The 25,891-nt window shown below is 37.5% G+C and carries 28 protein-coding genes and 1 pseudogene; 25 read left to right on the top strand and 4 right to left on the bottom strand.

Going from position 1 to position 25,891, the window contains the following annotated elements; genetic code table 11:
• Position 1 precedes the first annotated feature (1 nt).
• A complete protein-coding gene (locus A6J31_RS05480) occupies positions 2–487 on the top strand; it encodes a hypothetical protein (RefSeq protein ID WP_080610632.1) in 486 nt (161 codons plus the stop codon).
• 89 nt (positions 488–576) lie between these two features.
• On the opposite strand, the gene A6J31_RS05475 is transcribed toward A6J31_RS05480, so the two are convergent.
• From A6J31_RS05475 to A6J31_RS05460, 4 genes are read right to left on the bottom strand one after another with little or no spacing between them, the layout of a single operon-like run.
• Positions 577–1,860 carry a glycosyltransferase gene (locus A6J31_RS05475; protein ID WP_080610631.1) on the bottom strand — a complete coding sequence of 428 codons (1,284 nt, stop codon included), beginning with the start codon at positions 1,858–1,860 and terminating at the stop codon, positions 577–579.
• On the bottom strand, positions 1,808–2,476 hold the full coding sequence (locus A6J31_RS05470) for a hypothetical protein (protein WP_080610630.1): 669 nt from the start codon (positions 2,474–2,476) through the stop codon (positions 1,808–1,810). The genes A6J31_RS05475 and A6J31_RS05470 overlap by 53 nt, the downstream gene beginning before the upstream one ends.
• Entirely contained in the window at positions 2,469–3,611 is a 1,143-nt protein-coding gene (locus A6J31_RS05465) for a glycosyltransferase (RefSeq protein WP_080610629.1), read from the bottom strand. Before A6J31_RS05465 ends, A6J31_RS05470 begins: the two co-directional genes overlap by 8 nt.
• On the bottom strand, positions 3,608–4,384 hold the full coding sequence (locus A6J31_RS05460) for an SDR family NAD(P)-dependent oxidoreductase (protein ID WP_080610628.1): 777 nt from the start codon (positions 4,382–4,384) through the stop codon (positions 3,608–3,610). The genes A6J31_RS05465 and A6J31_RS05460 overlap by 4 nt, the downstream gene beginning before the upstream one ends.
• Positions 4,385–4,643: 259 nt before the next feature.
• Here A6J31_RS05460 and A6J31_RS05455 point away from each other — a divergent pair, with 259 nt between their 5' ends.
• The 24 genes and pseudogenes from A6J31_RS05455 to A6J31_RS05335 all read left to right on the top strand — a co-directional run bounded on the left by A6J31_RS05455 (position 4,644) and on the right by A6J31_RS05335 (position 25,840).
• Positions 4,644–5,918, top strand: coding sequence for a glycosyltransferase (locus A6J31_RS05455; RefSeq protein WP_080610627.1), 1,275 nt, complete (start codon positions 4,644–4,646; stop codon positions 5,916–5,918).
• Positions 5,915–6,895 (top strand): NAD-dependent epimerase/dehydratase family protein, encoded by a 981-nt coding sequence (locus tag A6J31_RS05450; RefSeq protein ID WP_070575201.1) that lies wholly within the window; start codon positions 5,915–5,917, stop codon positions 6,893–6,895. Before A6J31_RS05455 ends, A6J31_RS05450 begins: the two co-directional genes overlap by 4 nt.
• Positions 6,870–7,685: an MBL fold metallo-hydrolase gene (locus A6J31_RS05445; RefSeq protein ID WP_080610626.1), complete on the top strand. Its 816-nt coding sequence runs from the start codon at positions 6,870–6,872 to the stop codon at positions 7,683–7,685. The genes A6J31_RS05450 and A6J31_RS05445 overlap by 26 nt, the downstream gene beginning before the upstream one ends.
• Positions 7,663–8,925 carry a F390 synthetase-related protein gene (locus A6J31_RS05440; RefSeq protein ID WP_080610625.1) on the top strand — a complete coding sequence of 421 codons (1,263 nt, stop codon included), beginning with the start codon at positions 7,663–7,665 and terminating at the stop codon, positions 8,923–8,925. Before A6J31_RS05445 ends, A6J31_RS05440 begins: the two co-directional genes overlap by 23 nt.
• 14 nt (positions 8,926–8,939) lie before the next feature.
• Positions 8,940–9,884: a 3-oxoacyl-[acyl-carrier-protein] synthase III C-terminal domain-containing protein gene (locus tag A6J31_RS05435; RefSeq protein WP_008534924.1), complete on the top strand. Its 945-nt coding sequence runs from the start codon at positions 8,940–8,942 to the stop codon at positions 9,882–9,884.
• Positions 9,885–10,104: 220 nt separating this feature from the next.
• The gene (locus A6J31_RS05430; RefSeq protein ID WP_061652336.1) at positions 10,105–10,314 is read left to right on the top strand and encodes a hypothetical protein; all 210 of its coding nucleotides are present in this window, start codon (positions 10,105–10,107) and stop codon (positions 10,312–10,314) included.
• Positions 10,315–10,324: 10 nt separating this feature from the next.
• Positions 10,325–10,504 (top strand): hypothetical protein, encoded by a 180-nt coding sequence (locus A6J31_RS05425; RefSeq protein WP_004182318.1) that lies wholly within the window; start codon positions 10,325–10,327, stop codon positions 10,502–10,504.
• Positions 10,497–11,378, top strand: a complete 882-nt coding sequence (locus tag A6J31_RS05420) for an ABC transporter ATP-binding protein (protein WP_080610624.1) — start codon at positions 10,497–10,499, stop codon at positions 11,376–11,378. Before A6J31_RS05425 ends, A6J31_RS05420 begins: the two co-directional genes overlap by 8 nt.
• Complete coding sequence (locus A6J31_RS05415; protein ID WP_080610623.1) at positions 11,375–12,112, top strand: ABC transporter permease; 738 nt, start codon at positions 11,375–11,377, stop codon at positions 12,110–12,112. Before A6J31_RS05420 ends, A6J31_RS05415 begins: the two co-directional genes overlap by 4 nt.
• Positions 12,105–13,199, top strand: coding sequence for a sensor histidine kinase (locus A6J31_RS05410; RefSeq protein ID WP_080610622.1), 1,095 nt, complete (start codon positions 12,105–12,107; stop codon positions 13,197–13,199). The genes A6J31_RS05415 and A6J31_RS05410 overlap by 8 nt, the downstream gene beginning before the upstream one ends.
• On the top strand, positions 13,196–13,798 hold the full coding sequence (locus A6J31_RS05405; protein ID WP_080610621.1) for a response regulator transcription factor: 603 nt from the start codon (positions 13,196–13,198) through the stop codon (positions 13,796–13,798). The genes A6J31_RS05410 and A6J31_RS05405 overlap by 4 nt, the downstream gene beginning before the upstream one ends.
• A gap of 172 nt (positions 13,799–13,970) precedes the next feature.
• A complete protein-coding gene (locus A6J31_RS05400) occupies positions 13,971–15,509 on the top strand; it encodes a DUF262 domain-containing protein (RefSeq protein WP_192573930.1) in 1,539 nt (512 codons plus the stop codon).
• Positions 15,510–15,511: 2 nt separating this feature from the next.
• Positions 15,512–17,599, top strand: a complete 2,088-nt coding sequence (locus tag A6J31_RS05395) for a DUF262 domain-containing protein (RefSeq protein WP_080610619.1) — start codon at positions 15,512–15,514, stop codon at positions 17,597–17,599.
• Between the two features lie 154 nt (positions 17,600–17,753).
• On the top strand, positions 17,754–18,761 hold the full coding sequence (locus A6J31_RS05390; protein WP_080611237.1) for a helix-turn-helix transcriptional regulator: 1,008 nt from the start codon (positions 17,754–17,756) through the stop codon (positions 18,759–18,761).
• 210 nt (positions 18,762–18,971) lie between these two features.
• Positions 18,972–19,241 (top strand): hypothetical protein, encoded by a 270-nt coding sequence (locus A6J31_RS05385; RefSeq protein ID WP_080610618.1) that lies wholly within the window; start codon positions 18,972–18,974, stop codon positions 19,239–19,241.
• Between the two features lie 117 nt (positions 19,242–19,358).
• A complete protein-coding gene (locus tag A6J31_RS05380; RefSeq protein WP_073686688.1) occupies positions 19,359–19,601 on the top strand; it encodes a hypothetical protein in 243 nt (80 codons plus the stop codon).
• 209 nt (positions 19,602–19,810) lie between these two features.
• The gene (locus A6J31_RS05375) at positions 19,811–20,476 is read left to right on the top strand and encodes a hypothetical protein (RefSeq protein WP_142390724.1); all 666 of its coding nucleotides are present in this window, start codon (positions 19,811–19,813) and stop codon (positions 20,474–20,476) included.
• On the top strand, positions 20,469–20,984 hold the full coding sequence (locus tag A6J31_RS05370) for a DUF3592 domain-containing protein (protein ID WP_080610616.1): 516 nt from the start codon (positions 20,469–20,471) through the stop codon (positions 20,982–20,984). Before A6J31_RS05375 ends, A6J31_RS05370 begins: the two co-directional genes overlap by 8 nt.
• A gap of 274 nt (positions 20,985–21,258) precedes the next feature.
• Positions 21,259–21,429 (top strand): annotated as a pseudogene (locus A6J31_RS05365) (ABC-2 family transporter protein); the annotation flags it as partial.
• Positions 21,430–21,467: 38 nt separating this feature from the next.
• Positions 21,468–21,929, top strand: coding sequence for a GNAT family N-acetyltransferase (locus A6J31_RS05360; protein ID WP_080610614.1), 462 nt, complete (start codon positions 21,468–21,470; stop codon positions 21,927–21,929).
• 372 nt (positions 21,930–22,301) lie between these two features.
• The gene (locus tag A6J31_RS05350; RefSeq protein ID WP_080611235.1) at positions 22,302–23,207 is read left to right on the top strand and encodes a hypothetical protein; all 906 of its coding nucleotides are present in this window, start codon (positions 22,302–22,304) and stop codon (positions 23,205–23,207) included.
• A complete protein-coding gene (locus A6J31_RS05345) occupies positions 23,185–24,081 on the top strand; it encodes a hypothetical protein (RefSeq protein ID WP_080610613.1) in 897 nt (298 codons plus the stop codon). The genes A6J31_RS05350 and A6J31_RS05345 overlap by 23 nt, the downstream gene beginning before the upstream one ends.
• Positions 24,082–24,273: 192 nt before the next feature.
• Positions 24,274–24,795 carry an RDD family protein gene (locus tag A6J31_RS05340; RefSeq protein ID WP_192573929.1) on the top strand — a complete coding sequence of 174 codons (522 nt, stop codon included), beginning with the start codon at positions 24,274–24,276 and terminating at the stop codon, positions 24,793–24,795.
• Positions 24,796–24,919: 124 nt separating this feature from the next.
• Positions 24,920–25,840 (top strand): multidrug resistance efflux transporter family protein, encoded by a 921-nt coding sequence (locus A6J31_RS05335; RefSeq protein WP_080610611.1) that lies wholly within the window; start codon positions 24,920–24,922, stop codon positions 25,838–25,840.
• Positions 25,841–25,891 lie beyond the last annotated feature (51 nt).

The raw sequence follows: 25,891 nt of genomic DNA, 5'->3' as shown, positions 1-25,891 counted from the left end.
CATGAAAGATTTTATTTTGAGAAATATTGAAAGAGTCTTCTCTCTCCTCCTTACAGGTATTTTTCTAGCCCTGCTGTATTTTGGAAATGAGAAAGGTTTGCATCTCTGGTTTGACAGTGGCCGTGAGAGTGGTAATCTGGGCTTGGTGACAGGAGTATTTATCTTTTTCGTACTTGCTCTTTCTGCTGGTGTTTGGATACTAACGGATAAATTTCTTCTCTTTATTTTAACCAAGATGGGCTATTATAGCGAAGACTGGTCTAAGGTTGTAGGTGTCATCATTGGAAAGAGAATTGCTAAGGCACTAAGAACGAGTACCAATCATTTCCTAGTCGTTAAAGTTGGTGAGGCAAAACGTAACTTCTTCGTTAGTCGAGATGACTTCTATACCCTTGAAAAAGGTGATAGCCTTTGGCTACGGAAAGTCAGAGTGCATTATAAAGGACGTGTCGTTCGCACTTATTACGAACTTGCTGAGAGATATTAGACTATAGAAAGCTGACCTTTGGTCGGCTTTTTATAATGACTAAAAGTTACAAAAAAACTTAGGAGAGGACCTAAGTTTTGTTAATAAGATTATTTATCTATGTTTAAGAGTCTTTCAATCTCTTGATAAAGTATTTCTGTAGGTTGATAGGCTTTGCTTATCTGAGTTAGAGAATGTAATTTAGACCAATCTTTTTGAGAAATTAATGCTTGGAATAAATCTAAGACTTCAGACTCTGTTTTTTTTCGAGAGACAAGTCCTACCTGGGCTAACTCAGCTCGTAAGGCGTTATCAAACTGATCAAAATCTTGAGGAAGAATAAGGCTAGGAATACCTTGTTCGATACATCCCATTAGAATACCTGAACCAGCGTGATGTATCGCAAAGTCCATTTTATCTAGAATGTCTGTGTAGGGCAGATAATCAAAAAGTAAAAGATTGTTATTTAGATGATGTGGCGGATTTTGCAAACCACTTGGGTTACCTAGTGTGACATAAAAATGATAGTCAGGATATTCTTGACTTAGTATTTTGGCCAATTTCACCATTCTTTCTTTTTCCCATTTTAAATGGGTACCACAAGTCACTAACACACGTTTTTGAGAGGTCGTGAAATACTGTTCTTGTTCCTTGGGTAGTTTGTCAAAAGAAAGGCAGCGATAACCAATCCACTTAAGATGGGATGGAAAATCATCTCTAAACTCCAACTCTTTTATTCCCAGAGCCAGAATTGAATAAGGAGAATAGATGGTTTCTGTACCATCCTCTCTATAAAGTTTGAAATCTTGTAAATTTTTAAGATTTCTTTTAACAAGTGCAAAGCCAATTCTTTTTGCCATGCGAATAATCTGTCTACCCAGTGCATCTCTACATTTGTAGAGGATTCCCTGATGGGGTTTCCAACCTCCTAAATAAGCAGGAGTAGTTGTGCGACTCTCAATAGCTACTGGACTTGGGAGGGTCGTAATCCAGGGAATTCCCAAACGGTCTGCTAAAATACCAGCAGGAGCTGCAATGAAATCTGCAATAATCAAATCTGGTTTTCCATCGGACTCCCAAATTCGCTTGATTTCGTCTATAACTTCTGGAATTAGTTTGCTATTTGCGATTAATTGTTGGTACATAATATGTGGTTTTGCTTGCTTTGAGGTATTGGCGATATCTTCCATCACTGTCGGACGATCTGGAAATAAGGCAACACAGTCAAAGCCAATTTTTTCAACTAATTTCTTCTTTTGATAACCTGTAATGACACGAATTTGAAAACGAGGGTCTTCTAACAAGGGTTTCACCAGTGTCAAGGTCGGAAATAAATGACCACTAAATGGAACGCTTATCACATCGATTTTTATCACTTTGTCTAATCCAGTCATAGATGATTCCTTTCACATCTTCTTTATATTCATAGCTATAATGATCCGTATCCACTAGGATATCCGCTTGGTGGGAATCCAAGAATTGAGAATATGGATCTTTTTTTCCTTTAATCACCAATACCTCTAGCTTTTTGTTGTCTAAGAGTTTTTGGGAGACAGGTCCAAGTGCAATTATGCGAAATCTTGGAAGGGATATCTCGTTATCCAAATGATTCAACCATTGGGTAAGCATATTGACCCCTGAACTCTTACAGACAACAATCACTTCCTTAGTTTCTAACAAGGGAGACATGTGTAGTTGTAAAAGTTTTTGAAAACAAGGGTTCAAAACTGTATGCCAGTAGTAGACAATGTTTGATAAAGAAGCCGATAAAAGTGATACTTGAGGAGACTTCATATGATCAAATCTTTGATTGAAAGGAAAATTACTGGCTACTACTGAATAATCAGATGGACAAATAGCATGGAGGAGGTCAAGTTGCACAGCTGTCAGTCCAGCACAAGTGTAATCACTGCTCCCACTAAGAAAGAGGACTAAGCAATCAGATGTCAACAATGTCTGATCAAGAGATAAATCAGACAAACGATCTAGATACGACTTTATCTTACTCATAACGAATCTTCCCATCCGTCACACGTATCTTTCGACCCCGCCAGTTTATCACAGGAGGAGTCAATAGGACATAAAGAAATAACCATGGAAGCAAGAAATCATTAAGTACTTCGTATAGGACTTCGTCCAAGTGTAGTTGATTCATTAGTATGCTTTGTCTATAAAGGAGCATCCAGATTGCCTTAATCAGTAGTAGAACCAGAGCTACAAGTAGATAAGGCCAACCTAAAAAAAGAGTCAAAAGTATGATTGGAAGAGGCAGAAAACTTGTTAAGCCAATGAGGGTAAAGACCTTGAAGTCCAGGTGTTTTTTTAAATAGATGGAACTAAAGAGAAGCCAACGCTTCATCTGGAGCAAATACTGCGTGGCACTCTTGATGGTCGTACGGACATTACAGGTAACTCGCGTTTGAACAATGGATACCCCTTTACTACTTAGAAAATCAGCCACTGCCAAATCATCACAAAGATAATCTTTGATAGCTGTAAAGAGATCTTGGTCTTTTACAAGATTTACTGGTAGGATATAAAACATTCCATTGATAGAGTGATTGGCTTCAACTTGTGCCATTGTGAAATAGGTGATTAAGGAATTGCCATTGACGAATGCTGCTACCAGCTTGGACCAGAAATTGCTTCTCTCTTGGTTATAGGGTATCCCAGTCAAAATGACTTCTTGACCCAGATAGGCAGTCAGTTCCCCCATTTTAGAAAAATCAATTACACTATCATCGTCCAAAACAATGAGGTAAGGTCGGGTCAGATCCTCTACAACTTGCTCAATCTTATAACTCTTTGGATTAATCCCCTGAGGGACATCTTCAATAAGAAAGATTCGTATACGCTGAGAAAATAACTCATCTTGGCAAATTTTGTTTGCTACACGCTGAGCTTCTGTGTCAGACTGGTCAATTAACCAGTAAAATTCTACTGTTTTTGTTTGCTGCAGATTGGCTCGTAAATCACTCTCCAAGCGAGGGTCACCGGAGAGAATTGGTTGGACCACTGTAAATAGATTTTCTGGGAAGTCAGTAACATCAGATTTGCCTTTTTTGTAATAGATTAGTGACAGTAGCCATCGAACGAGGAAGAGAAGGAGATAGGCGACTGCTATAATTATAAAAATTAGTTTCATATGTTAAGTCCCTTTCGTAAATATCTAGAAATGAAATGTATAATCCATTTTTGAGGGAGTAGCTTTCCTAGATAAATCAACAATCGATAGCGAAGACCAACAACAGCATAGGGAGTCCCCTGTTCAAATAATCGATACAACTGACGTGCTACTCTATCAGGCTTCATCTGAAAACGACTACCTCCTAGAGCATCAACGAGTTTTTGAGAGAAAATGGGGGTTTGGACTGGTCCAAGAAGGTAAAGCGAAATTCGGACCTGAGAATCTGCATTTATTAGCTCCTCATGGAGGGCTAGAACGTAAGTTTGCAGAGCAGCCTTACTGGCACTATATGCCGCTAAATAGGGATGGGGAAAAAGAGCTGCCAGTGAAGAAAGTTGGACTAGCCGGATTTTCCGATTTTTCTGCACTAGCAATTTCATTAGCTGGACTGGAGCATGGTAGTTCACCTGCCAGAGCTCTTGTTCCTTTTCTGTGGCTAAATCACTCCCTATGGAGAAAGTAGCTAGTCCTGCACAATTGACCAGAAGGTCTGCATCTAATACCTTTCCAAAATTCTCCAGTGCTTCCTTATCACACAGATTTAAAACCTTGATTGAAAGTTGAGCCTTGCTTCCAGCTAATTCTTTTTGCAGTTGGGATAATTTGTCTGGATTTTGGCCAACTAGAACCAGAAAATCAAGATGTTTTGCCAGTTCAGTCGCTAGGTGACGTCCAATTCCTCCTGTAGCTCCTAAAATAATTGCCTTGCTATATGAGTCTGTTGTTTGCATAACTCTAGTTTATCAGATTTTACTGAGACAGAAAACTACTTCTCAATTCCTATGTAAAGAACATTTGTTATGATGGAAGTGAGTTAGGAGATTCTAAAAAGAATATTGAAAAGTTTTGTGATAAAGTATTTGTGGCAAGCTTTGATTGATTAATGGATAAAAAATCTTACTTAAAAAGTGTATCTATTCAGAGAAAATGATTTTAGGTAGTATTTGATTTTGAGTAGTTCTTTCAAAAAAAATTTGCTATGCTAGTGTTATGGGAAAACTAAAAATTGATGTGGTTATCGTCCCATTAAGTGGGCACCTTTATCCAACCATGAATCTGCTAATGCCTTTATTAAAAAATCCTCGCTATGATATTCGTTTATTCACAGGACAACAGAAACGTGCAGTAGCTGAGGCAGCAGGCTTTAAGGTTGTTACTATTCTTGAAGGTCATGAAATGGACTTTGAAAGGGTGGCTAATAATAAGGAGCAATTGGGCCTTTTTTCTGCTTATCGTCAGCTATCAGCTGGTCTTGATATTATTAATCTTGTTTCCGATCAATTACTAGCGGAATGGGAAGTAAACCGACCTGATTTAGTTATTGCCGATTATGTCAGCTTGTCGGGTGGACTTGTTGCAGAGCAAATGGGGATTCCGTGGATAACGACAATGGCTACACAATTTGCTATTGAAACGACGGATGGTCCTCCTTGTTTCTTCGGAGGAATGGGAAGTCCGAAGAATCGCAATCAATTGATTCAACAATGGCTAGGCAGAAAAATGACACGTTTTTTGAAGTACTCCGCCGCTTTTTTATTACGAAATCGATTAAAACGCTATGGTTTTAAGATGTACGACCAAAATGGACAAGAGAGCATCTATTCACCGTATTCTATTTTAGGAATAGGTATGAAAGAATTGGAAATCAAAAAAGGATTCCCAGAACATTATCTCTGGGTGGGTCCAACTGGAGGTTCAGTTGAGCGATGTGAGGATTATCCTCTTGATTTGTCGCCTTTTGCAAATCGTAAAATTGTCTTTGTGACTTGTGGTACCCAATTGGACTGGGCAAAGAATAATTTGATATACCAAACGAAGCTGTTAGCTAAGTCTCATCCTGAGTGTCAGTTTTTTGTAACTTTAGGTCTTGGTGGACAAGAATTCCAATGCCAAAAATTAATGGATAATGTTTCAGTGGTTTCTTATCTTCCCTACAATGAATACATTCCCCAGATGGATTATGTTATTCACCATGGTGGTTCAGGTATTTTTTTCCAATGTATTATAAATAACAAGCCAGCCCTAATACTGCCACACGATTATGACCAGTATGACTATGCTATTCGTGGACTTGAGGCAGGTGTAGCTTTGACTGTTAAAAGAGAGGATGATAAGGCAATTGGGAAAGCTTTTGAGGCGTTGTTGGCTAAGAAAGATTGGTCAGAGCTAAAGGCTTTAAGTCATGCTGCCAAGTCATATCATCCTACAGAAGTAGTGGAGGGTGAAATTGCTCGCCTACTGGCAGACAAGGAGAAAAAACGATGAAGAAAGTTTTAGTAACGGGGGCTACAGGTTTCTTAGGCAAATATGTCGTGGAAGAATTGGTTGATCACGGTTATCAAGTCCGAGCTTTCGGTCGTAATCATACAATTGGCCAATCTCTGGTAAATGCCTCTGTGACCTTTGTTCAAGGAAATTTGACAAACCAAGAGGATTTGACCAAAGCTTGTCAGGAAATGGATATGGTCATTCATGCCGGTGCTTTGTCAACTGTCTGGGGTCCTTGGGAAGATTTTTACCAAACGAATGTCTTAGGAACTAAATATGTCCTTGAGGCTTGTCGTGAGGCTAATATCAAGCGCTTAGTATATGTGTCGTCTCCAAGTATTTATGCAGCGCCTAGAGACCAGCTTGGTATCAAAGAAAGCGATGCCCCTCAGGAAAATAGGCTTAACAATTACATTCGAAGTAAATTGGCATCAGAAAAACTATTTAAAGATTATCCTGATGTGTCTAGTGTTATATTGCGACCTCGTGGACTTTTTGGGATTGGAGACACCAGCATTTTGCCACGTGTTCTTAATCTTAGCCAGAAGATCGGTATTCCTTTGATTGGTGATGGTCGTCAACTGATGGATATGACCTGTGTGGAAAATGTTGCTTTGGCTATTCGTCTGGCTTTGGAAACTCCTCAAGCAGCTGGAGAAGTTTATAATATTACCAATGGAGAACCCAGAGTATTTAGAGACTTGATTGAGGAAACCTTGAGAGGTTTGGGCTATCCCATCCGTTATCGCAAAATCCCAGCTCCACTTGTGTCTGCTATTTCAAGTAGTTTGGAGTTTATTTATAAGAATCTAAAGCTCAAAGGAGAGCCAGCCCTAACACGCTATACCTATTATTTGCTACGCTATAGTCAGACTTTGGATATTAGCAAGGCGGAGCGTGACTTGGGCTATCGGCCTAAAATAACGATTTCAGAAGGGATTGAACAATATGTCCAAGATTATCGAAAGCATTGATTATTTTCCTGCGGGATATTGTACAAGCTATACTGGTCTTTTGTTCAAGAAAGTTAAGAATAAAAAAATGACCTTTCCAGCCGGTGTCTTTCTAATCAAACACAGAGATAAAGGCTATCTGCTTTATGATACAGGTTATCACTACGATATTAAGACCAAGCTTCGCTATGGCTTGTATCGTTTGGGAACGCCGGTGCAGATGACAGAAAAGGATCAGATTTCAAGCTTGTTGAAGGCGAGGGGGATTAGACCTGAGGACATTACCTATGTTATGCTTTCCCATCTGCATCCTGATCATTTGGGAGGAGCTGGCTTCTTTCCTAATGCGAGCTTCCTTCTGACTCAGGAGGTTTATGAGGTTTATCAGAAGCCTAAGTTGAAGGATTTGATTTTTAAGGAATTTTTACCAGCCTCTTTTGAGAAACAGGTAACAGTAATCAAGGCTAATCAACAAAACTCAACTTTTCCCTATCGTCCGACCTATGATTTATTTGGAGATGGAAGTATCTTGGTAGCCTCTGTTGATGGCCATGCCAAGGGTCAGGCTTGTCTCTATATTCCAGATTATAATCTTTTTATCGCAGCGGACTTGTGCTGGGGTGTCGATTTGCTACCTTATACGAAACAAATGCACCTCATTCCGTCCTTGGTTCAGGATAATATGTCGGATTATATTAAGGGAACTGAGTTACTAGAGGACATCCTAAAAGATGGGACGGAAGTACTAGTTAGCCATGACCCTGTAGAAAGGATAGAGCGTATCTTGTATGAAAAAAATAACCTTTCTTAAAACCTTTATCCAAACCAGATGGCTTCACAACTTCAAAACGAGAGCAGACCTAGAAGCTTATCAGAAAAAGCAATTATCTAACTATATGGATTTTCTAAAGCGAGAGTCTCCTTATTTCAAAAATGGTGTCCCTACTGACTTTGACCATATGGATAAGACCTTTATGATGGCGCATTTTAATGAGTTAAACACTCAAGGCATCGATCGTGATGAGGCTTTAGTCTTAGCTATTGAGAGTGAAAAGACTCGTGACTTCACCGAACTTAAAGGTGAAGTAGCTGTTGGTTTATCTTCAGGAACATCGGGACATCGTGGCCTCTTCATCACGACTGAGAAAGAGCGAAGCATGTGGGCGGCAGCTATTTTAGCTAAGATGTTGCCCAAGGGTCATCTTTTTGGCCACCGAATTGCCTTTTTCCTGAGAGCAGATAATGAACTCTACCAGACTATCAATACAGCATTGATACGATTAGAATACTTCGATATTTTCAAAAATACAGATGAACATATTGAACGTCTTAATCATTATCAACCGACGATTGTTGTGGCACCAGCTTCCATGTTAATAGAGTTGAGCAAGCGTCTTAAGGCAGGAGACTTGTCTATCTCACCGCAAAAAATTGTCTCTGTAGCAGAAATTTTAGAGGATAGTGATAGAATTCGCATTTCGAGCGCTTTTAAGCTCCCCATTATTGACCAGGTTTATCAAGCGACGGAAGGTTTTCTAGCCTGCACTTGTTCTGCAGGACATCTTCACCTCAATGAGGATATCATTTTTGTAGAGAAAGAGTATCTGGATGAGCGTCGATTTTATCCAGTAATAACGGATTTCAAGCGAAGCAGTCAACCTGTTTACCGCTACAAACTTAATGATATCTTGGTTGAGAATCCTGAACCTTGTTCATGTGGTTCTCATTATACAAGGATTGACAAGGTCGAAGGTCGCTCTGATGACATCTTCTACTTTGAAGGTCAGGATGGAGGACAGGTGACAATCTATCCTGATTTTATCAGGCGTTGTATTCTCTTTGTGGAAAATGTTGGAGACTATCAAGTCAAGCAACATTCAGAGAAGATTGTTGAAGTCTGTCTCAGCCAACGAGACGAGCAAGTAGAAGCAGCAATCACAGCTCAGTTTCAACTCTTGGCGCAGCAAAAACAGTTTAAGGTTCCGGAAATCCATTTTTCCGATTATCATTGGGATACCAGTCGAAAACTCAAACGTATTCAGCGTTTATGAAAGGATGAATGACAATGACAGAAGTAAAAAGACATGTTGAAATCGCAGGTTATGGCGTTTGTCTTCCAAAACAAACCGTACAATTCAAAAACCAAACACGTTATCGTGTTGTAGAAGATGAAGAAACACAGTTAGATTTGGCTGAAGTGGCTATCCAACGAGCTCTTGAAAATGCCAATTTGAAAATTGAAGACATAGATTGTCTTGTCTCAGCCAGTGCAGTTGGTGTGCAGCCTATTCCTTGTACAGCAGCCTTGATTCATGAGCGCGTGGCAAAAGGACTTGCCATCCCAGCCATGGATATCAATACGACTTGTACAAGTTTTATCTCAGCTTTATCAACAATGTCCTACTTGATTGAAGCTGGTGAATACCATCGTGTCTTGATTGTATCCAGTGAAGTTGGAAGTTTGGGGCTTAATCCGAAACAAAAAGAAAGTTTTGAACTCTTTAGTGACGGAGCAGCAGCCTTTATCTTCCAAGCAAGTTCTCAAGACAAAGGGGTTATTGCAAGTCTTCAACATACCTGGTCAGAAGGTGCCCATGATACTGAAATCCGTGGAGGTTTGACTTCTTACCATCCTAAAAAATATTCAGAAAAGACAAAAACGGACTTTATGTTTGATATGAAGGGCAAGAAGATTCTCCTCTTATCAGCACATAAGCTTCCTGATATGTTCCAAGAATTCCAAGAGAAAACTCACTTAGCTCTCGCCGATGTGGACTACATCATTCCCCATCAAGCTAGCCGTGCCTTATCTTTGGTTATGGATAAATTGGGTATTGCCGAAGACCAATACCTTAATATAGTTACTGACTACGGAAATATGGTTTCTGTATCTGTTCCATTCGGTTTGGCTTATTCATTAGATCATGGATTAGTTAAAGAAGGAGATGTCGTCTACCTTTTGGGAACAGCAGCAGGTATGACAGTTAACATGCTGGCCTTGAAATTATAATTTCAAGGCTAGAAACGGATAGTGTCAAAATGACGGAAGAACCTCCTTTTGCTTATAACTTAAGTTAGAGTTGACTGAAAGGTCAGCTCTTTTTTCTTGCCTTTACGTCACATGACAAATGTCATGTCATGTCATGACATCTGGTGCTAAAAAGAGAATGACCAAAAAGATATACTTTAGTCATAACTTAGAAATAATAAAAAACGAAAGAGGTCATCTCATGAAAATCAAAACATCTTACCTTATCTACGCTGTTATCGGAACTGTCTTTGCTGGACTTAGCATGTTTACTGACATCTTTGAAAAAGGAAACTTTGAAGCTATCTTCTCAAATTTGGGCATGATTATTGGCTTGTCTATCTCAGCCTACATTCTCATCACTATGGCTAAAAGTTTTATCAATCTTGTCATTAATGAATTGAAAAACTAGGAGGCCCAGTATGAAATTATTGAAAATACTAAGCATCATGCTCCTAGCGGTAATTTGGACCATCCTCTTTGCCTATGTCCTACTTCATGGCAGTAGTGATATTCTCTACAGTGTCATGGGTGTGTCTGTTGCAGCTTGTTATGTTTTTTTAGCCTTCTATCAAAAGAAAGGAAATCACACACATGAGTGAAGCAATCCTTCAAGTCACAAATCTTGTCAAAAAAATCAAAGGAAAAACAATTTTAGACAATATTAGCTTTGAGGTGGGACAAGGCGACTGTCTTGCCTTAATCGGGCCCAATGGTGCTGGTAAAACGACCTTAATGTCCTGTATTCTTGGTGACAAGAAAGCCAGTAGCGGTCAAGTCCTTATCAAGGGTAAAAAGGGGAAAGCACAAGATCAGATTGCGGTCCTTCTCCAAGAAAATACCATTCCCTCTCAATTAAAAGTCATGGAATTGATTACATTTTTCCAAGATATTTCTGAAAATGGCTTATCTAAAGAAGAAATTCAAGCACTCTTACAATTCAAAGACGACCAGTATCAGCAGTTCGCAGACAAACTCTCAGGGGGACAAAAACGTCTTCTTGCCTTTGTCCTCTGTCTTATTGGCAAGCCTGACATTCTCTTTTTAGATGAACCGACAGCAGGGATGGACACTACGACACGCCAACGCTTTTGGGAAATCATCAATGATCTGAAAAAGTCAGGTGTGACTATTCTTTATTCGTCCCACTATATCGAAGAAGTGGAACACACAGCTGACCGCATTTTGGTTCTTCATCAGGGAAAACTCATCAGGGATACTACGCCACATGCTATGCGTAGCGAGGAAAAGGAAAAACAAGTCACCTTACCGAGTCGCTTTGCACCAAGTCTTGACAAACTGGCAGCCATTTATGATGTGACTGAAAAACGTGATGTTGTCACCTTTATGACTAAAGATATTGAAAGTATTTGGAGTAGTTTACAAGCTCAAGGCTGTCGCATTTCTGACATTGAAATTCAAAACAAGACACTTTTAGATAGCCTATTTGATAGCACAAGGGAGGACAAGGCATGAAAGCACTACTTAAAATCGAATGGATAAAAACATGGCGCAGTTGGCCAGTCTTCATCATGTCCATCGGAATGCCCGTCGGATTCTTCCTCTTGTATTCAGGTATGGAAATGAGTCCTGACCCTGAATCACAAAAAGCCTTTATCTTGTCTTATATGTTGACCATGACTGGATTTTCTATGTCTAGCTTTGGTTTCTTTACCTTCCCCTACATGCTTAGAGAGGATCAAACCGATCACTGGTTAACTTACATCGAACATTCAAAAATCAGTATTCAATCCTATTACCTCTCTAAAATCTTTCGAGTTCTTATGAACTTTATGGTTGCTATCCTAGTGACTTTCTGTGTGGGAGCTTTTGTGCGTGATGTTAAGATGCCATTATCACATTGGCTTGGTTCAGGGGCTCTTTTACTCTTGTCAAGCCTAGTCTTCCTATCCTTTGGCTTGCTCCTTGCCCAAATTAAGTCTCAACAAATCATGGCTATCGTCGGAAATATCGTCTTTCTTGGTCTTGCTATTATCGGTGGTTCTTGGATGCCAGTAACCATGTTTCCAAAATGGGTTCAGCACATTTCGGAGTGGACACCCATCTATCATATCAATCAGTTAGTAGTCAATTTCGCAAAAAAAGGGGAATTTTCATGGAAATCGCTCATTTTTATCTTGGTCTATGCTACAATAGCTACAGGCTTAGCCCTTTTTATCAAATCGTACAGAGAAAGTGACCATGTTTAGAAGTTACCAGAAGAATGATTTCGCTTATTTTGTTAGTCTGATTTTCCTTGTTTTCCCAATCTTAGGAGTGTTTGGTGGGTATTTCCCAGTCTGGACCCTAGTTTTGACGGGTCTGTTTACCATCGCTTATCTCCTTATAGTGTATTTGAAAAAAGCTTATAGCAAGTGGATTCCCTTTCTGTGGTTTTACACTCTAGCTTACATTATCTTTATGTCCGTGACCTTCCAGGGTGGCATGATGTGGTTTGTTTTTTTCAATGTTAACCTTCTCGTTTGGCGCTTTGAGGATAGTATATCTTCTTATCGATTCTTTTCCTTTCTAGCGACGCTCTTGATTTTGACGTCATCATCCTTCCAACTGACAGACGATTTGAGTACCCACCTCATGTCCCTGGCTATTACTCTTTTTTCTTTGGGAATGTACTATTTTCAAAGCCGTATGCGTCAGGAGAGAAAGATGGAAGAAGCCCTTGCGGAGCAGAACCGGACCATCAATATCTTGTCAGCTGAAAATGAACGCAATCGTATCGGCCGTGATTTGCACGATACCTTAGGACACACCTTTGCCATGATGAGTCTCAAAACTGAGTTGGCTCTAAAACAGATGGACAAGGAGCAGTATGATGCTGCTAGGAAGAATCTGGAAGAATTGAATCAGATTAGTCGTGACTCCATGTACGAGGTGCGTGAGATTGTCAATAAGCTCAAGTACCGAACGGTAGCTGAGGAGTTACTGGAGCTCGAGCGACTCTTTGACCTATCTGATATTGTCTTGACCGTGGATAGTAGCCTTGACTTAGAAAGTCTGTCGCCCGTTAGCCAGTCGACCTTGTCCATGGTGCTTCGTGAACTGGCCAATAATGTTATCAAACATAGTCAGGCTGAAAGCTGTCAGATTCGTCTAAGACGTGATCATGGTATAGTGCTTGAGTTCGAGGATGATGGTTGTGGCTTCAAGGAAGTCACAGGACAAGAGCTACACAGTATCAGGGAACGTCTCAGTTTGGTAGATGGAGACTTGGAAATCCTGTCTCAATCGCATCCAACCATTATTCGTGTGCATTTGAAAGAGGGAGGAAAAGCATGAAATTATTAGTCGCCGAAGACCAGTCAATGTTGAGGGATGCTCTCTGCCAACTTCTTATGTTGGAAGACGATGTCGAAGATGTCCTTGCGGCCAGTGATGGCCAAGAAGCCATTACTCTCTTAGAAAAAGAAGAAGTCGATGTGGCCATTTTAGACATTGAAATGCCAGTTAAAACAGGCCTTGATGTTCTTGAGTGGATCCGTAGCAACCAAAGAGAAACGAAGATCGTTATAGTGACCACCTTCAAACGAAAGGGCTATTTCAAACGAGCCCTAGCAGCCCACGTGGATGCCTATGTGCTAAAAGAGCGTTCCATCAGTGACCTCATGGCGACCATCCATACCGTCCTAGCAGGTCAAAAGGAGTACTCACCAGAGTTGGTTGAAGGCGTTGCCTTTGACAATAATCCACTCAGCCAACGCGAACAAGAAGTCCTGGCCATGGTTGCCCAAGGGTCAACCAACCAAGAAATCGCCGAAAGCCTCTTCCTCTCAAATGGAACAGTTCGAAATTACATGACAGCCATCCTAACCAAACTCGATGCAGGCAACCGAACAGAAGCAGTCCGCATTGCCAAAGAAAAAGACTGGCTGGGGTGAGGAGAGATAGATAAGAATGAAGTCACCAGATGGTGGCTTTTTTCATTATCCGGTCACTATATAGAAAGTATTTTACATTTTTTCCAATATTTTGATTTATAATAGTGCTATAATTGTAGATGATAATTTTGTCAATTCTAATAACAACCTTTGGATGAAAAGGAGATATCAAATGGTAGTTTCTGAAAAACGAATTGAAGACCTAAAAGGGTTAAAATTTAATGTTCCTTCATATCAAAGGGGATATCGCTGGACTGAACATGAGGTTACAACTCTTTTAGAAGACCTCTATACACATAGTAAACAAAACAGAGATTATAAGTACTGTTTGCAGCCCTTGATTGTTAAAAAGGTTTCAGATAATACTTATGATGTTGTTGATGGTCAACAGAGGCTAACGACGATCTTTATTTTTTTGAAATTTATGTCTGCTGAATTTAGTAGTGGTCGTAGAAGAAGTAATCAATATGATTACTTTGAGTTGGTTTATGAAACAAGAGAACAGAGTGCTAAGTATTTGAAAGAATTAAACTTTGACACTTATCAAGAAATCGAAGATTATGACATTGACGCAAATCATATAAGTAAGGCTTTTGCTGCCATAGATAAATGGGTAGAACGAGAAGACATTAATTCGGATAATGCTCTACACGATATTTATCAAGTCTTAACGGAGTCTGTTTTCTTTATTTGGTATGAAATCGATGAGACAGAAGACCCTATAAAACTATTTACCAAAGTTAACTTAGGTAAGATTCCTTTGACTAATGCTGAGCTCATTAAAGCTTTATTTTTAGATCAAACTAATTATGAATCTGAAAATGATATTGAAAGGATTCATAGGGGAATAGCTTGGGATAAAATTGAACATCGACTTCAAGAGGAATCATTTTGGAAGTTTCTTACAAATAGTGAGAATTTTGTCACTAGGATAGATCTTTTGTTTAATCTACTTGAATATGGTACTTTAGAAATACCTCAAAATGATATTTATGCAACTTTCTACTCAATCTACGCAAAGTATCAAAATGCCGAAAATAAATCGATTTTTATAAGTGACTACTGGGATAAGATCGACTTAAGATTTGAAGAATTAACTAACTGGTACATGGACTTAAATAGATATCATCTAATTGGTTATCTCTTATGGGATGACGATAAGAATATCAAAAAAGTCTATGCGGCTACAAGAGGAAAGAAAAAGTCAGAAGCTTTTTATGAATTAAAAAAAATTGCTTATAAAACTTTGAAAAAAGATATAGGTTCTATCGAAGATTTTTCCTACAGTAGTAAGAAAAAAGAAATTAGGTCTCTACTTTTACTGTTTAATCTCGTTACTTTGATTAATAAGAGTGAAAAACAATATCGATTTCCTTTTGATATTTATAAGAAAGAGAAATGGGATATCGAGCATATTCATGCTACGGCCGATGAGACTGCTGAAGCTGATGATAGTCTAGCTAATTTAACCTTGCTAGACTCTAATACGAATCGCTCTTATGGAAACAGCCCATTTGACCAAAAGCGTAGAATTATTCTTGAGGTTGATTCGGAAGGGAAATTTGTACCTGTTTGTACGCGTAATGTGTTCTTGAAAGTCTATAGCAATGAGGTAGATGGATTTGATGACTGGACTGATAAGGATAAAGACAGTTATATTCAAGCAATGAAGCAGGAATTAAAACGCTTTTTTGGGGACTGTGAGGAGTAGTCATGCAAGAGATTAACGAAAAATATAACTTAAAAACATTGTTAGAAAATTATCGAGTTGTAATTCCATTGATTCAGCGAGACTATGCACAAGGTAGAAAGGATAAAAGAACCACCGAAGTTCGAAAAAAATTACTCCAGGATATTAATGCTGCCTTACTTGATGCAAACGTCGAACCACTCGATTTGAATTTTATTTATGGAAAATCAACTAATGGGAAGTTTATTCCATTAGATGGGCAACAACGTCTCACAACTTTATTCCTGGTTTATCTTTTTGCTTATAGAGATAATGATGAGTGTGACTTTTTGGGTAATTTCTCTTATGAAACTAGAGATTCTTCTAGACAATTTTTCAAGAGTCTATTCGAGAACAGAAAAAATATCTTTACAGAAACAAAAAGTTCTTCCGAAATCATAACAGATGAACCATGGTTTGCAGATTCATGGCAGTTAGATCCAACTGTACAAGGTGCCTTGAAGACACTAGATGACATTTCTGCTTCTTTCGATTATGGGTTCGATTATGTTTCAATTTTATCTGATTCTAATAACCAAAAACTTGTCTTCAATTTTCTAGATATTGATAAACTTGGTTCAGAAGATGAGCTCTATATCAAACTGAATTCTAGGGGGCGTCCATTAACTGACTTTGAAAATTTTAAAGCAAGATTAATTGATAGAATAAAGAAAATAGATAGTCATTTAGAAAGGGAATTTTCCCAAAATATTGATACAAAATGGACTGATGTTATTTGGAATATTGATAAAAATGCCTTTGACACCAACTTTTTAAATTTATTTGAAATTGCGCTTATCAATAATTTAGATAGCCTGGATTATTCTCAACGTGATAATTGGACTCTTGAAATCGACTTTGAAACTGTAGAAATAAGTCATATAAAAATAATTGTATCTGTTCTTGACTTTCTCTCTCAGAATAAAGTGCCTGAGGTTTCATCTATCTTAGAAGGTTCAATAGTCGACAAAAAACTGAAGGATAGGGTTTATTTTCACGTTATTTCAACATTCTTAGAACATCACGGTGATTCATTAGATACTAGCTATAAAAATTGGTATCGTATCTTTAGGAACTTGATTAATAACTCAGTTATAGATTCTCAAGAGTCATATGAACGGGCAATCAAGGGGATTAATGAACAAATCGAACATACTTCAGACCTGCTAGAATATCTAGCCGAGGGAAATAGAATTAATGGTTTCAGTATTGACCAAGTTGACGAAGAGATTGAAAAAGCTAAATTGATAACTGCAGATGATTCCTATAGAGATATTATTGAAGTCGCTGAAAAGCATCGCTATTTTGATGGTCAAATTCGGAGTTGCTTTTATTTTGATGCAAATGATTTACCAAGCAGAAAAATTGATATTATTTCAACTTATTGGAATAAAATATCAAAGATGTTTACTGAGACGAAGCCTAAAGAAGGTCTATTAATGAGGGTAGCTTTGCTGTCTCTAGGGGATTATACAATATCTACAGTTAGCAATTATAAAACGCTGTGTCAGGATAATCCAAATGAGTATTCTGGGTCTGCACCAAGCCTCAAAAGTTTATTTTCATCTCGAAATGAGTATGTCAAAAAACTACTTGATGAACTCGATATGACCAAGCCGCTAGATGTTGAGTATCGTCGTATTATCCAAGAAAATATTAGTAATATAGCTCCTCAAGAATGGCGTTATGCCTTCATTGCTTACTATGAAATCATGTTTAGTAAAATGACTCCTTCACAATATAGAATGAAATCTCCGTTCTGGCTTAATCGTTCAGAAGAGATGTTGTTAATTCCAAATAAGAGCTCTAGTGCTAGAAACTATGATATTCATTTGATAGCCCTAGAAGAAAAACTAAAGGAATTAGGAATACAATCTTATTATGAAAGTGAGAAAGGTATTGAAAGTACCAACAGGATCCTTTATGTAAATGATGTATATGAAGTCAGATTTCGAGGAAATCATTTTAGCCTTAATTTAATAGGTGGCGAAGAAGCAGAGGAAGAACATTTTGATCCTACGTTATCATTTTTGGATATAGCAGAATACTTGAATAATAAATTGCACTATTAGAATCAAGAAGGCTAGTGAAATTCACACTGGCCTTTGTGTATTAAATCTCAATTTTTATTGAAAGCTAGTATAAAAAAGACTTGAGATAATTACGAATAGAATGAGGATAATGATATTATATTCTAGAAGTTATAATCAAGCATTAGGTCGATTAATGAAAGAAGAAAATAATTTGCAAGGGAAAACCAGTCGTCTCTTATATTTTATGTCTGAATTGGAAAAGGGGCATAAGGTTAATAAAACTGAGTACCTTAAACGTTTTAATATCGCTGAGAGAACCTTTAAAGATGATTTAAGAGAATTAAAGGAAAATCTAAAAATACTTAGAGATGATATGAAAATAAAGTATTCTCGACTTGCAGGAACCTATGAGGCAGAATATAACCATGGTTATGGTAACTTAAAGTATAATCAGGCCGTCATCTTGTCTAAGATTCTTTTAGAAAGTAGGGCACTACGTGTTGAGGAAGTTAGAGAAATCATTGATACCTTTGTAGAAAGAGCTGTTGATGATAGGGAACGTCAGCGTATTAGAAACTTTACGGAACGGGAACTAGAGGAGTATAAGGAATTATCGATTTACAGGGACAATAAGAGTAAATCAATCTTGCCTCATCTATCCGCTATTTTTGATGCTATTGAGAATCAGAAGTCTCTTTCTTTTAAGTATACGAAATACCAAGGTAAGGATGCCGATTATGATGTGTTACCGGTCTCGATTATGTTTAATGACCATTATTTTTATTGTATGGCATATAAAGTTGAAGAAAAGGATGGAAGATTAAGAATAGATACAAGGAGTCTTCGTAATTTCCGATTGGATCGTTTTAAAACTGTTCATCGTTCGAAGTATAATACAGAACTGATATTAAGTTCTGAGGAATTAACTCATATTTTGTCAGATAGTGATGTTCGTTATCATACTTTCTTGATGTTTTCAGATACGGAAAAATTTCGGATTAGATTCAGATATGTTGGTCAGTTTTGGGAAGTACTTGAAGATGATATCCCTGCACTTAAAGTTATCGAGAAAGATACAAGGAGTACAGTTCCTAGGGTAATATATGAAATTGAAACCTATGGTAGAGATAGTTTTCAACGTTATATTGATCGATTTAATGGTGTATTTACTATACTCGAACTAGAAAAAATAAATAAGTAAAATTGATACTTTTTTTAAATAGCATTTCGCAAAAAAACAGAAGTACGTTTTATACGTACTTTTTTTGTTGTATTGTTTGAGAGTATAAAACAGATGGACAACGATGTGATTAAGGTACTTGTATTGTGTATTTCTGGTGATAAAATATAGTTATAAATAAATAATGCAAAACAAAAGCACAGCATTTATTACCAAAAGGAGGAAAGCAACATGTCTAAAATTAGAAAGATTATTTATAGAAACAAAATGAAACTAATGGAGAACAGACACTCAACAAAAGGTATTTACTGTCATGGAGCTAAAAAAAATAAAATAGTTTATGAGACTAATGCAAAAGCGCTTCGTGCAGTCATGTTGTGTGAGGATCAAACCATTCGTACTTATTATTGTCATTATTGTGCAGGATTTCATACAACCTCAAGACCTGAACATGATGAATTAGATGATTTGTATTTGTTTGCGAGAGCATATGTTTGTTAATGGTTAACACTAATAATGAACATAAACAAGGAAAACTCATCTTTTCAGAGTGAAGTGTTGAAATCCATTCATTAGTTGAGAACTAAGAAAATTTATTTTAGAGGGAGAGTAATTATCATGAATCTTATCATATTTTTCGCTACAATTGATGTATTAACTTTTATGGCTTTGGGAATTCTTTTTTCTATGAAATTAAGAGAAACTCGACGGCTTAAAGAGATTGAAAAAGAAATCGAAAAGTTTGAAGCTCGAAGAAAGATATATTTAGCCATTTTGGAAGATGACGAGGATGCATTGTTAGCCATTATGAAGAATGACAAAGAGTTATTGTTAGATGTGATAAATGAACTTAGTGTGTAAAGTAGAGATTTATACTTACAGCACTCAAAAAAGGAATTATTTCCAATTCTTTTTAGATTGTCTATCATTAAGTCACCATATGGTGGCTTTTTTGTACCTTATAATCTATCTAAACATTCACAAGCAAGCAAATTCCAGACATGGTAAAATGGAGTGAGTTGTGCTTATTTAAGTGAGCAAAAATGCAAAGGCTAATGTGGGAGAATCAAATGCGGAAAATAATTTATATGGGCGAGTTTGACAGTAGGAAATATTATTACAATACAAGGACAAAAGAAGGCCTTGTAGCTTTGGATTCGGAAACGATTAAGAAAAAGAGAGAACGAAACGAGTACCTAAGTACTTTAATCATGATACTTTTCTGGTTATTCTTAATTTTGGAAGCACTGATGTTTCTGATACCAGTTTTTCATGGTATGCATTATCCAAAGCTGATGATTACTCCCTTTATTATGCTTTCAATAGTGACACCCTTACTGTACATCCTTTTTATGGAGGAGTGCTTATACTACAATGTTAACTATACCGTTCTTTCTACCAAGGAGGCTTTTTCACAAGCTGTATACACTAATAAGTTTTGGAATAATTTTTTCAATAAGAAGGCGACTTTGCTTAAAATACCAATCTTTATTTTTGCCATGCTAGTCATGTTGATTTTTAGCACAATATATTTTGGCTGGGTTTGGTTGTATTCAACTAACATTATTGCAGAGAAAGCTTTTGACCCTGGAATTTTAATTGTTATCCCTATATTCACCATATTTGCGGGTATACCTTTCCTCTTATTTTTCCAAAATAATCCAGTGCGATGGCTCCTTGCAGTTCGCAAACTCGAGCGTGGAAAAATCATCTTTGAGGAGGAAAATCATGTCTAAGTTACAGATTTTATTTTTGGCTTGGTCCATAAGCGTCATTGTTTTGTCCATACTGATAATTCTTTTTCGCTATGTGTATCTCAAAGAACTTAATCGTAAAACGAGTTCCACAGAGAGCGTAAAAGGTAGCGTAGTAGGTTATAGATACTATACTGATGCTATTGCTCCGATTGTGGAATATATTGTCAATGACAAGGCTTATAGAAGAAGTCTGGAGTATGAGTGGGTTACGACAGTTTCGCTTCCTTGGAAGAGTTCTAAAGCCACCTCTAATCCAGACTTGTTGGCTAAAAGACTTGTTATATACACCAATTCGTCAGTACCATATGCCGCCAAAGATTTCTTTCCATTGGGATCAACCCTGACAGTTTGGTACAATCCAGATAATCCCAAAGAATCTTATGTCGAACGTTTTTGTGGAGCCGTGAAAGTCTATAAATTTACTTATTGGACCTTACTTTTGACGCTTGTTTTCATCACGATTATTTGTTTGACTATGTCAATCTGATAAATGCTTTATATCATACATTCTGAGTCTGTTTTTTTAGACAGATTTTTTGTTTTTTCAAGTACCAAAACTATTTTCTCTTTTGTGAGAATAACACTTGGTTTACTTTTTTAACTGCTTTATAATAGAGTAAAATTGAGGTCTTCTGTTATGATAAAGATGTCAGATTTTAGGAGATAAGAAATCATGTTTGAATGTTTAGGGGCAGATTCTAAGGTTTCTCGGGGCAAATGGTGCTAGGAAGTCGACCACCATTAAACTGCTGATTGATCAGTTTGTCGTGCCATTTGCTTTTACGGCTTACTATCCTGCTAGTTATTTCTTGCAGGGCAAGGATGAGCTCTTTAACATCGGTGGTTTGATTCTGATTCTCCTTGCCTTCTTTTTCATTTCTCTCAAACTCTGGGATAGGGGATTGGATGCCTACGAAAGTGCTGGTTCGTAAGAGGTAAAGTAAGACTAAAATCAAGAAAGGAACTTATGATGTTTACAATTGAAGAAGTTAAGGATGAAGATCAAAAAATGGCAGTTGTTGATGAGGTTTTAAAGGATTTGCCAGAATGGTTTGGAATACCTGAAAGCACGCAAGCCTACATCGAAGGAGCCAAAGATTTGCAAGTTTGGGCCGCCTTTCAGGAGAGTAATTTGCTTGGCTTTGTGAGCTTGTCCTATTCTAGTGAAGATTGTGCAGAGATTGATTGTCTCGGTATAAAAAAAGCTCATCAAGGTAGAGGAGTTGGGAGTCAATTGCTTGCTACTTTAGAAAGTGAAGCACGCAAAAACGTTGATTATTTACAAGTGAAAACAGTCGCAGAAGGTTCAAATAAAGATTATGACCGAACAAATGTCTTTTATCGAAGTGTTGGTTTTAAAAAATTAGAGATTTTTCCTCAACTATGGGATCCCCAAAATCCTTGTCAGATTTTGATAAAGAAAATCGTTTAAAACTTCCTGACAAAAAATTGAGAGTGCCATACTATAAAAGTGTTAGCCAATTTAGCTCAGTTGGTAGAGCAAGGCACTCGTAAAGTCTAGGTCAGGAGATTTTGATGCTGTCATAAAGGATGCTAGAGAAGCAATCAGTCAGATGGAATTAAAGCAGAAATATAAGAACTTTTTGAGAGTTATCTCATTCTTTCAATCGTGCTGATAGATCCTGATTTGTCCAGAGAATAGCTAGAGGCTCAGTTAAACACAGACTCTACACTAGCTGAGAAAACTCAAAAGGTCTGTCTCGCTCTTTATGATTTAACCAATCGAAATAGAGATTAATTGGAAGTGACTAAAAAAACACAAGGAATTATTGATAAGGTAAAAATGAAAAAATCAATTTTTAAAGCAAGTTTTGAAGAGAGTTTAAATTTATTAGACGATGCTTCGCTTCAGTATATAAAAAAAGACTATTACGAAAAACTTGGAAAAGGTTTAAATAATGGAAAACCAAGTATTGGTTTTAGAATAAAAAGTATTCTCTACAGTATTTTGTTTGTATTTGGAGGAAATTTTCTCCTTGCCTTATTTGCCTTTTCTTTGAATGATGCAGATCCTAAGGATTTAACTCTGCCAGTTCACAAGCCGTCCCTGTTGACCCCTGAATTATTCCTTATTTGTTGTTTTATTTGGCTATCACTCGTTCTTATTGGAAAATTTGTGCGAAAACCATTTCTTCGTCCATACAGATATCGCTTTCATATCGAGACCTTTTTATTTTGGTTCTGTCTTGAATTCAATCTCTTGGGAATAGCTATAGCCCTCCCGAACCTAACCTCATTAGGAATTTGGTTCATTTACATTCTCTTGTTTATCATTGCCCTAATATTCCTCCGTATGGAGAAAAGAAGTTTAAGCACTTGTATTTTCGGTGAAGAGGCGAGAGAAACTCTTGTTGATAGAATAGCAGGTCTAATCGCCACCTATGGTTCAGGAGTACTAGGGCTTGCTGTAATCATCAAAATAATCTTATCGCATTCGGGCATTGCAGTTTCACAAAGCTTGACCTTGTTAGGACTGTTTTTGACATGGCTAATCATAGATATTGGATTCTTGGCAATGGTTATCTTCATGGAGTTACCCTTATTTTTAGAAGGCTACTACAAATGGAAATATCCTGAAGAATATCGTGATTGGGAAGGTAAGTCAGTAGAAGACTGGTACGGCAAGCGGTATTTGAAGAAACACAAGGAGTTGTTGGGAGCTAAAAATGAAGAAAAAATCAATCTTTAGTGCAAGTTTTGAAGAGAGTTTAAATCTATTAGATGATAGTGTCTCGGGAAAATTTGCACAGGATAACTATCAGGATGCTCTAAAAAAAGAAAAATACAGAGGGACCTTGAAGTCATATGTTTGGTTAGTAATCTTGACGATCTTATTTATACTCGGTCCTAATTGGTTGATTGTTGCTTTAAATGATTATTTATTTTATCATGCTAATCCTAAAGATTTAACAGTAGGCTTGTCCGAAATCAATTTTCTTCCCTACTGGGTATTTTGGATGGGACTGGCAATATGGCTTTTACTGATTATATTAGGGAAGCGATTCAACCAACAGTTCATTTTAATCTATAGAGGACAGTTTCATTTTATGGTCTCCTTTATAATATGGCTTCTAATTGAGTTAAATCTTCTATTGTTGAATTTCCTTTATGGTCTTGTTGGATATTTGGGAATGGCCGCTTTTGAAGGACTGATTCTTTTCACAATCATTTACCTGATACGTGATAAGTCTACCTCATTGCTAAATTTATTATATGGTGGTACCGAAATAGAGAGTCCGACCGATAGATTGTTTAATAGAGTATTTAGATTTATTGTCAAGTATGGTGGAATAGTTGTAGCACTCTGGATAATTTTTCGTCCGATATTTTCGGATTCAATAAGAAATGCAGATAGTTTGGTTGGAGGATTAAGCGTTCTATTTTTATTTCTAGTGTTCAATATATTAATAGCTGCCTTTGAAATTTATTTCATGTTCCCCTACATGTTGCAGGGCTACTACAAATGGAAGTATCCTGAAGAATACCGAGACTGGGAAGGCAAGTCAGTTGAAGAATGGTATGGGAAGAAGTATATTAAGAAGTATAAGGACAAGTTTAAGTGAAAACTTAAACCAAGGAAGTCATTATGATGGCCTCCTTTTTTATTGCTCCAAATACTGTACAATAGAGCAATAATAGGTGTTTACAGTTATGAAACATCTCAATTTGAGAGGGCGCTAGCCAGCAGATTTTCTTCTCAAATATTATTTAGAATATTAAAAATGTTATAATAGGAGATGAGAAAGGGGGAGACGATGATGAAAATTTTAGCAATCAATCCTATTTCGTTTAAAAAAAGAATGATTGAATTTCTATTCGATTATCTTTTCATTTTAGCTTATTTAGTTCTTCTGTTTTTAGGTTCTATGCTTATATACATTATTCTTTTTCATGGCGTCCCAGATTTTACAGAAATTCAGTCTCAGTGTCTTGCATTTTTTACCTCTGTTTTGCCAATCACTCTACTTTTTACATTCTTAGATTATACAAATAATGGGAGTTTTGGGAAGGTAAAAGCGGGACTTGAATTGGTCTACCAGAAAAAAACAGTGCAGGCTAGCTTGATTAGAAACACCATTAAATTTTTGCCTTGGCAACTCGGTCATATGGGCACGATACATGGTGTCTATAGTGAGTTTGATGTGTTATCCATTAGCCTCTCTATTTCGGCGACTCTCCTTGCAGTTTTCTTACTGGCAATGACGATATTTAGGAAAGATAAGAGGCATCTAGGAGACCTACTAGCCCGTACACAAGTACAGCTAAGAGGTGACTAAGATACAGGTTGCTTACTTGATTCTTAAGGAAAACTGTATACGATTAAAGGAAGTCATTATGATGACCTCCTTTTTTTATTGCTCTAAATACTGTACAATAGAATAATTACAGGAGTTTACAATTATGAAACAATCTCAATTTGCGAGGGCACTTTGGTATGGTATTCTTGGTGCCCTCTTTTTTGCTTTTACTTTTATTTTTAATCGTAGTATGAACCTTTCGGGTGGGTCCTGGATGTGGAGTGCTAGTCTACGCTATTTGTTTAGCTTGCCCATGCTGGCTGTTTTGGTCTGGCGTAAGAGTGAGCTGGCAGGTGTTTTGTCTGCCATTAAGAAAGAACCCTTGACCTGGTTGGTCTGGAGTACGGTTGGGTTTGGTCTTTTTTATGGGCCGCTGTCTCTAGCCTCTATTTATGGCGAGTCCTGGTTTGTGGCGGCCACTTGGCAGATTACGATTCTAGCTGGTCTTCTCTTGACCCCACTCTTTGGGCAGAGGGTACCTGGTAAGCAACTGCTTATGACATTGGTCATCCTTTTAGGTATCATTCTCATTCAGATTCCTTACTTTGGTAGTGGTCTTGGTAGCAGTGTGGTTCGTGCTAGTCTCTTGATTTTACTGGCTGCTTTTGCCTATCCTTTGGGCAATCGTAAGATGATGGTCCACTGTAAGCAGGATCAGCTTTCAACGACGCAGCGCGTGTTTGGGATGACCTTGATGAGTACACCTTTTTGGTTGCTTTTGTCAGTTTTTGCTGGTGCAGATGCAGGTCTTCCATCAGGCGGACAGATTTTACAGTCTTTAATTGTGGCTGTCTTTTCTGGGGTTGTCGCAACCTTGCTTTTCTTCGAGGCGACTAATCTAGTTAAGCATAACCATAAGCAACTGGCAGTAGTTGAGGCTACTCAGGCTGGTGAAGTTCTCTTTACCCTCTTGGGTGGTTGCCTCTTCCTCGGAGATAGTCTACCTAGCCTTTTGGGATTCTTTGGGATTGCTATTGTAACCATTGGTATTATTGGAAATAGCCTGCTAACAGGCTCAGATTAAACATAAGTAAGGGACTTTCGAATGGCAAATTCGGAAGTTTTTCATTTATAT

It is taken from the genome of Streptococcus sp. FDAARGOS_192 (assembly GCF_002073815.2).
Classification (GTDB): Bacteria; Bacillota; Bacilli; order Lactobacillales; family Streptococcaceae; genus Streptococcus; species Streptococcus salivarius_H.
The sequence above is the reverse complement of the archived record's forward strand: the minus strand, read 5'-3'. Positions and strand labels throughout refer to the sequence as shown.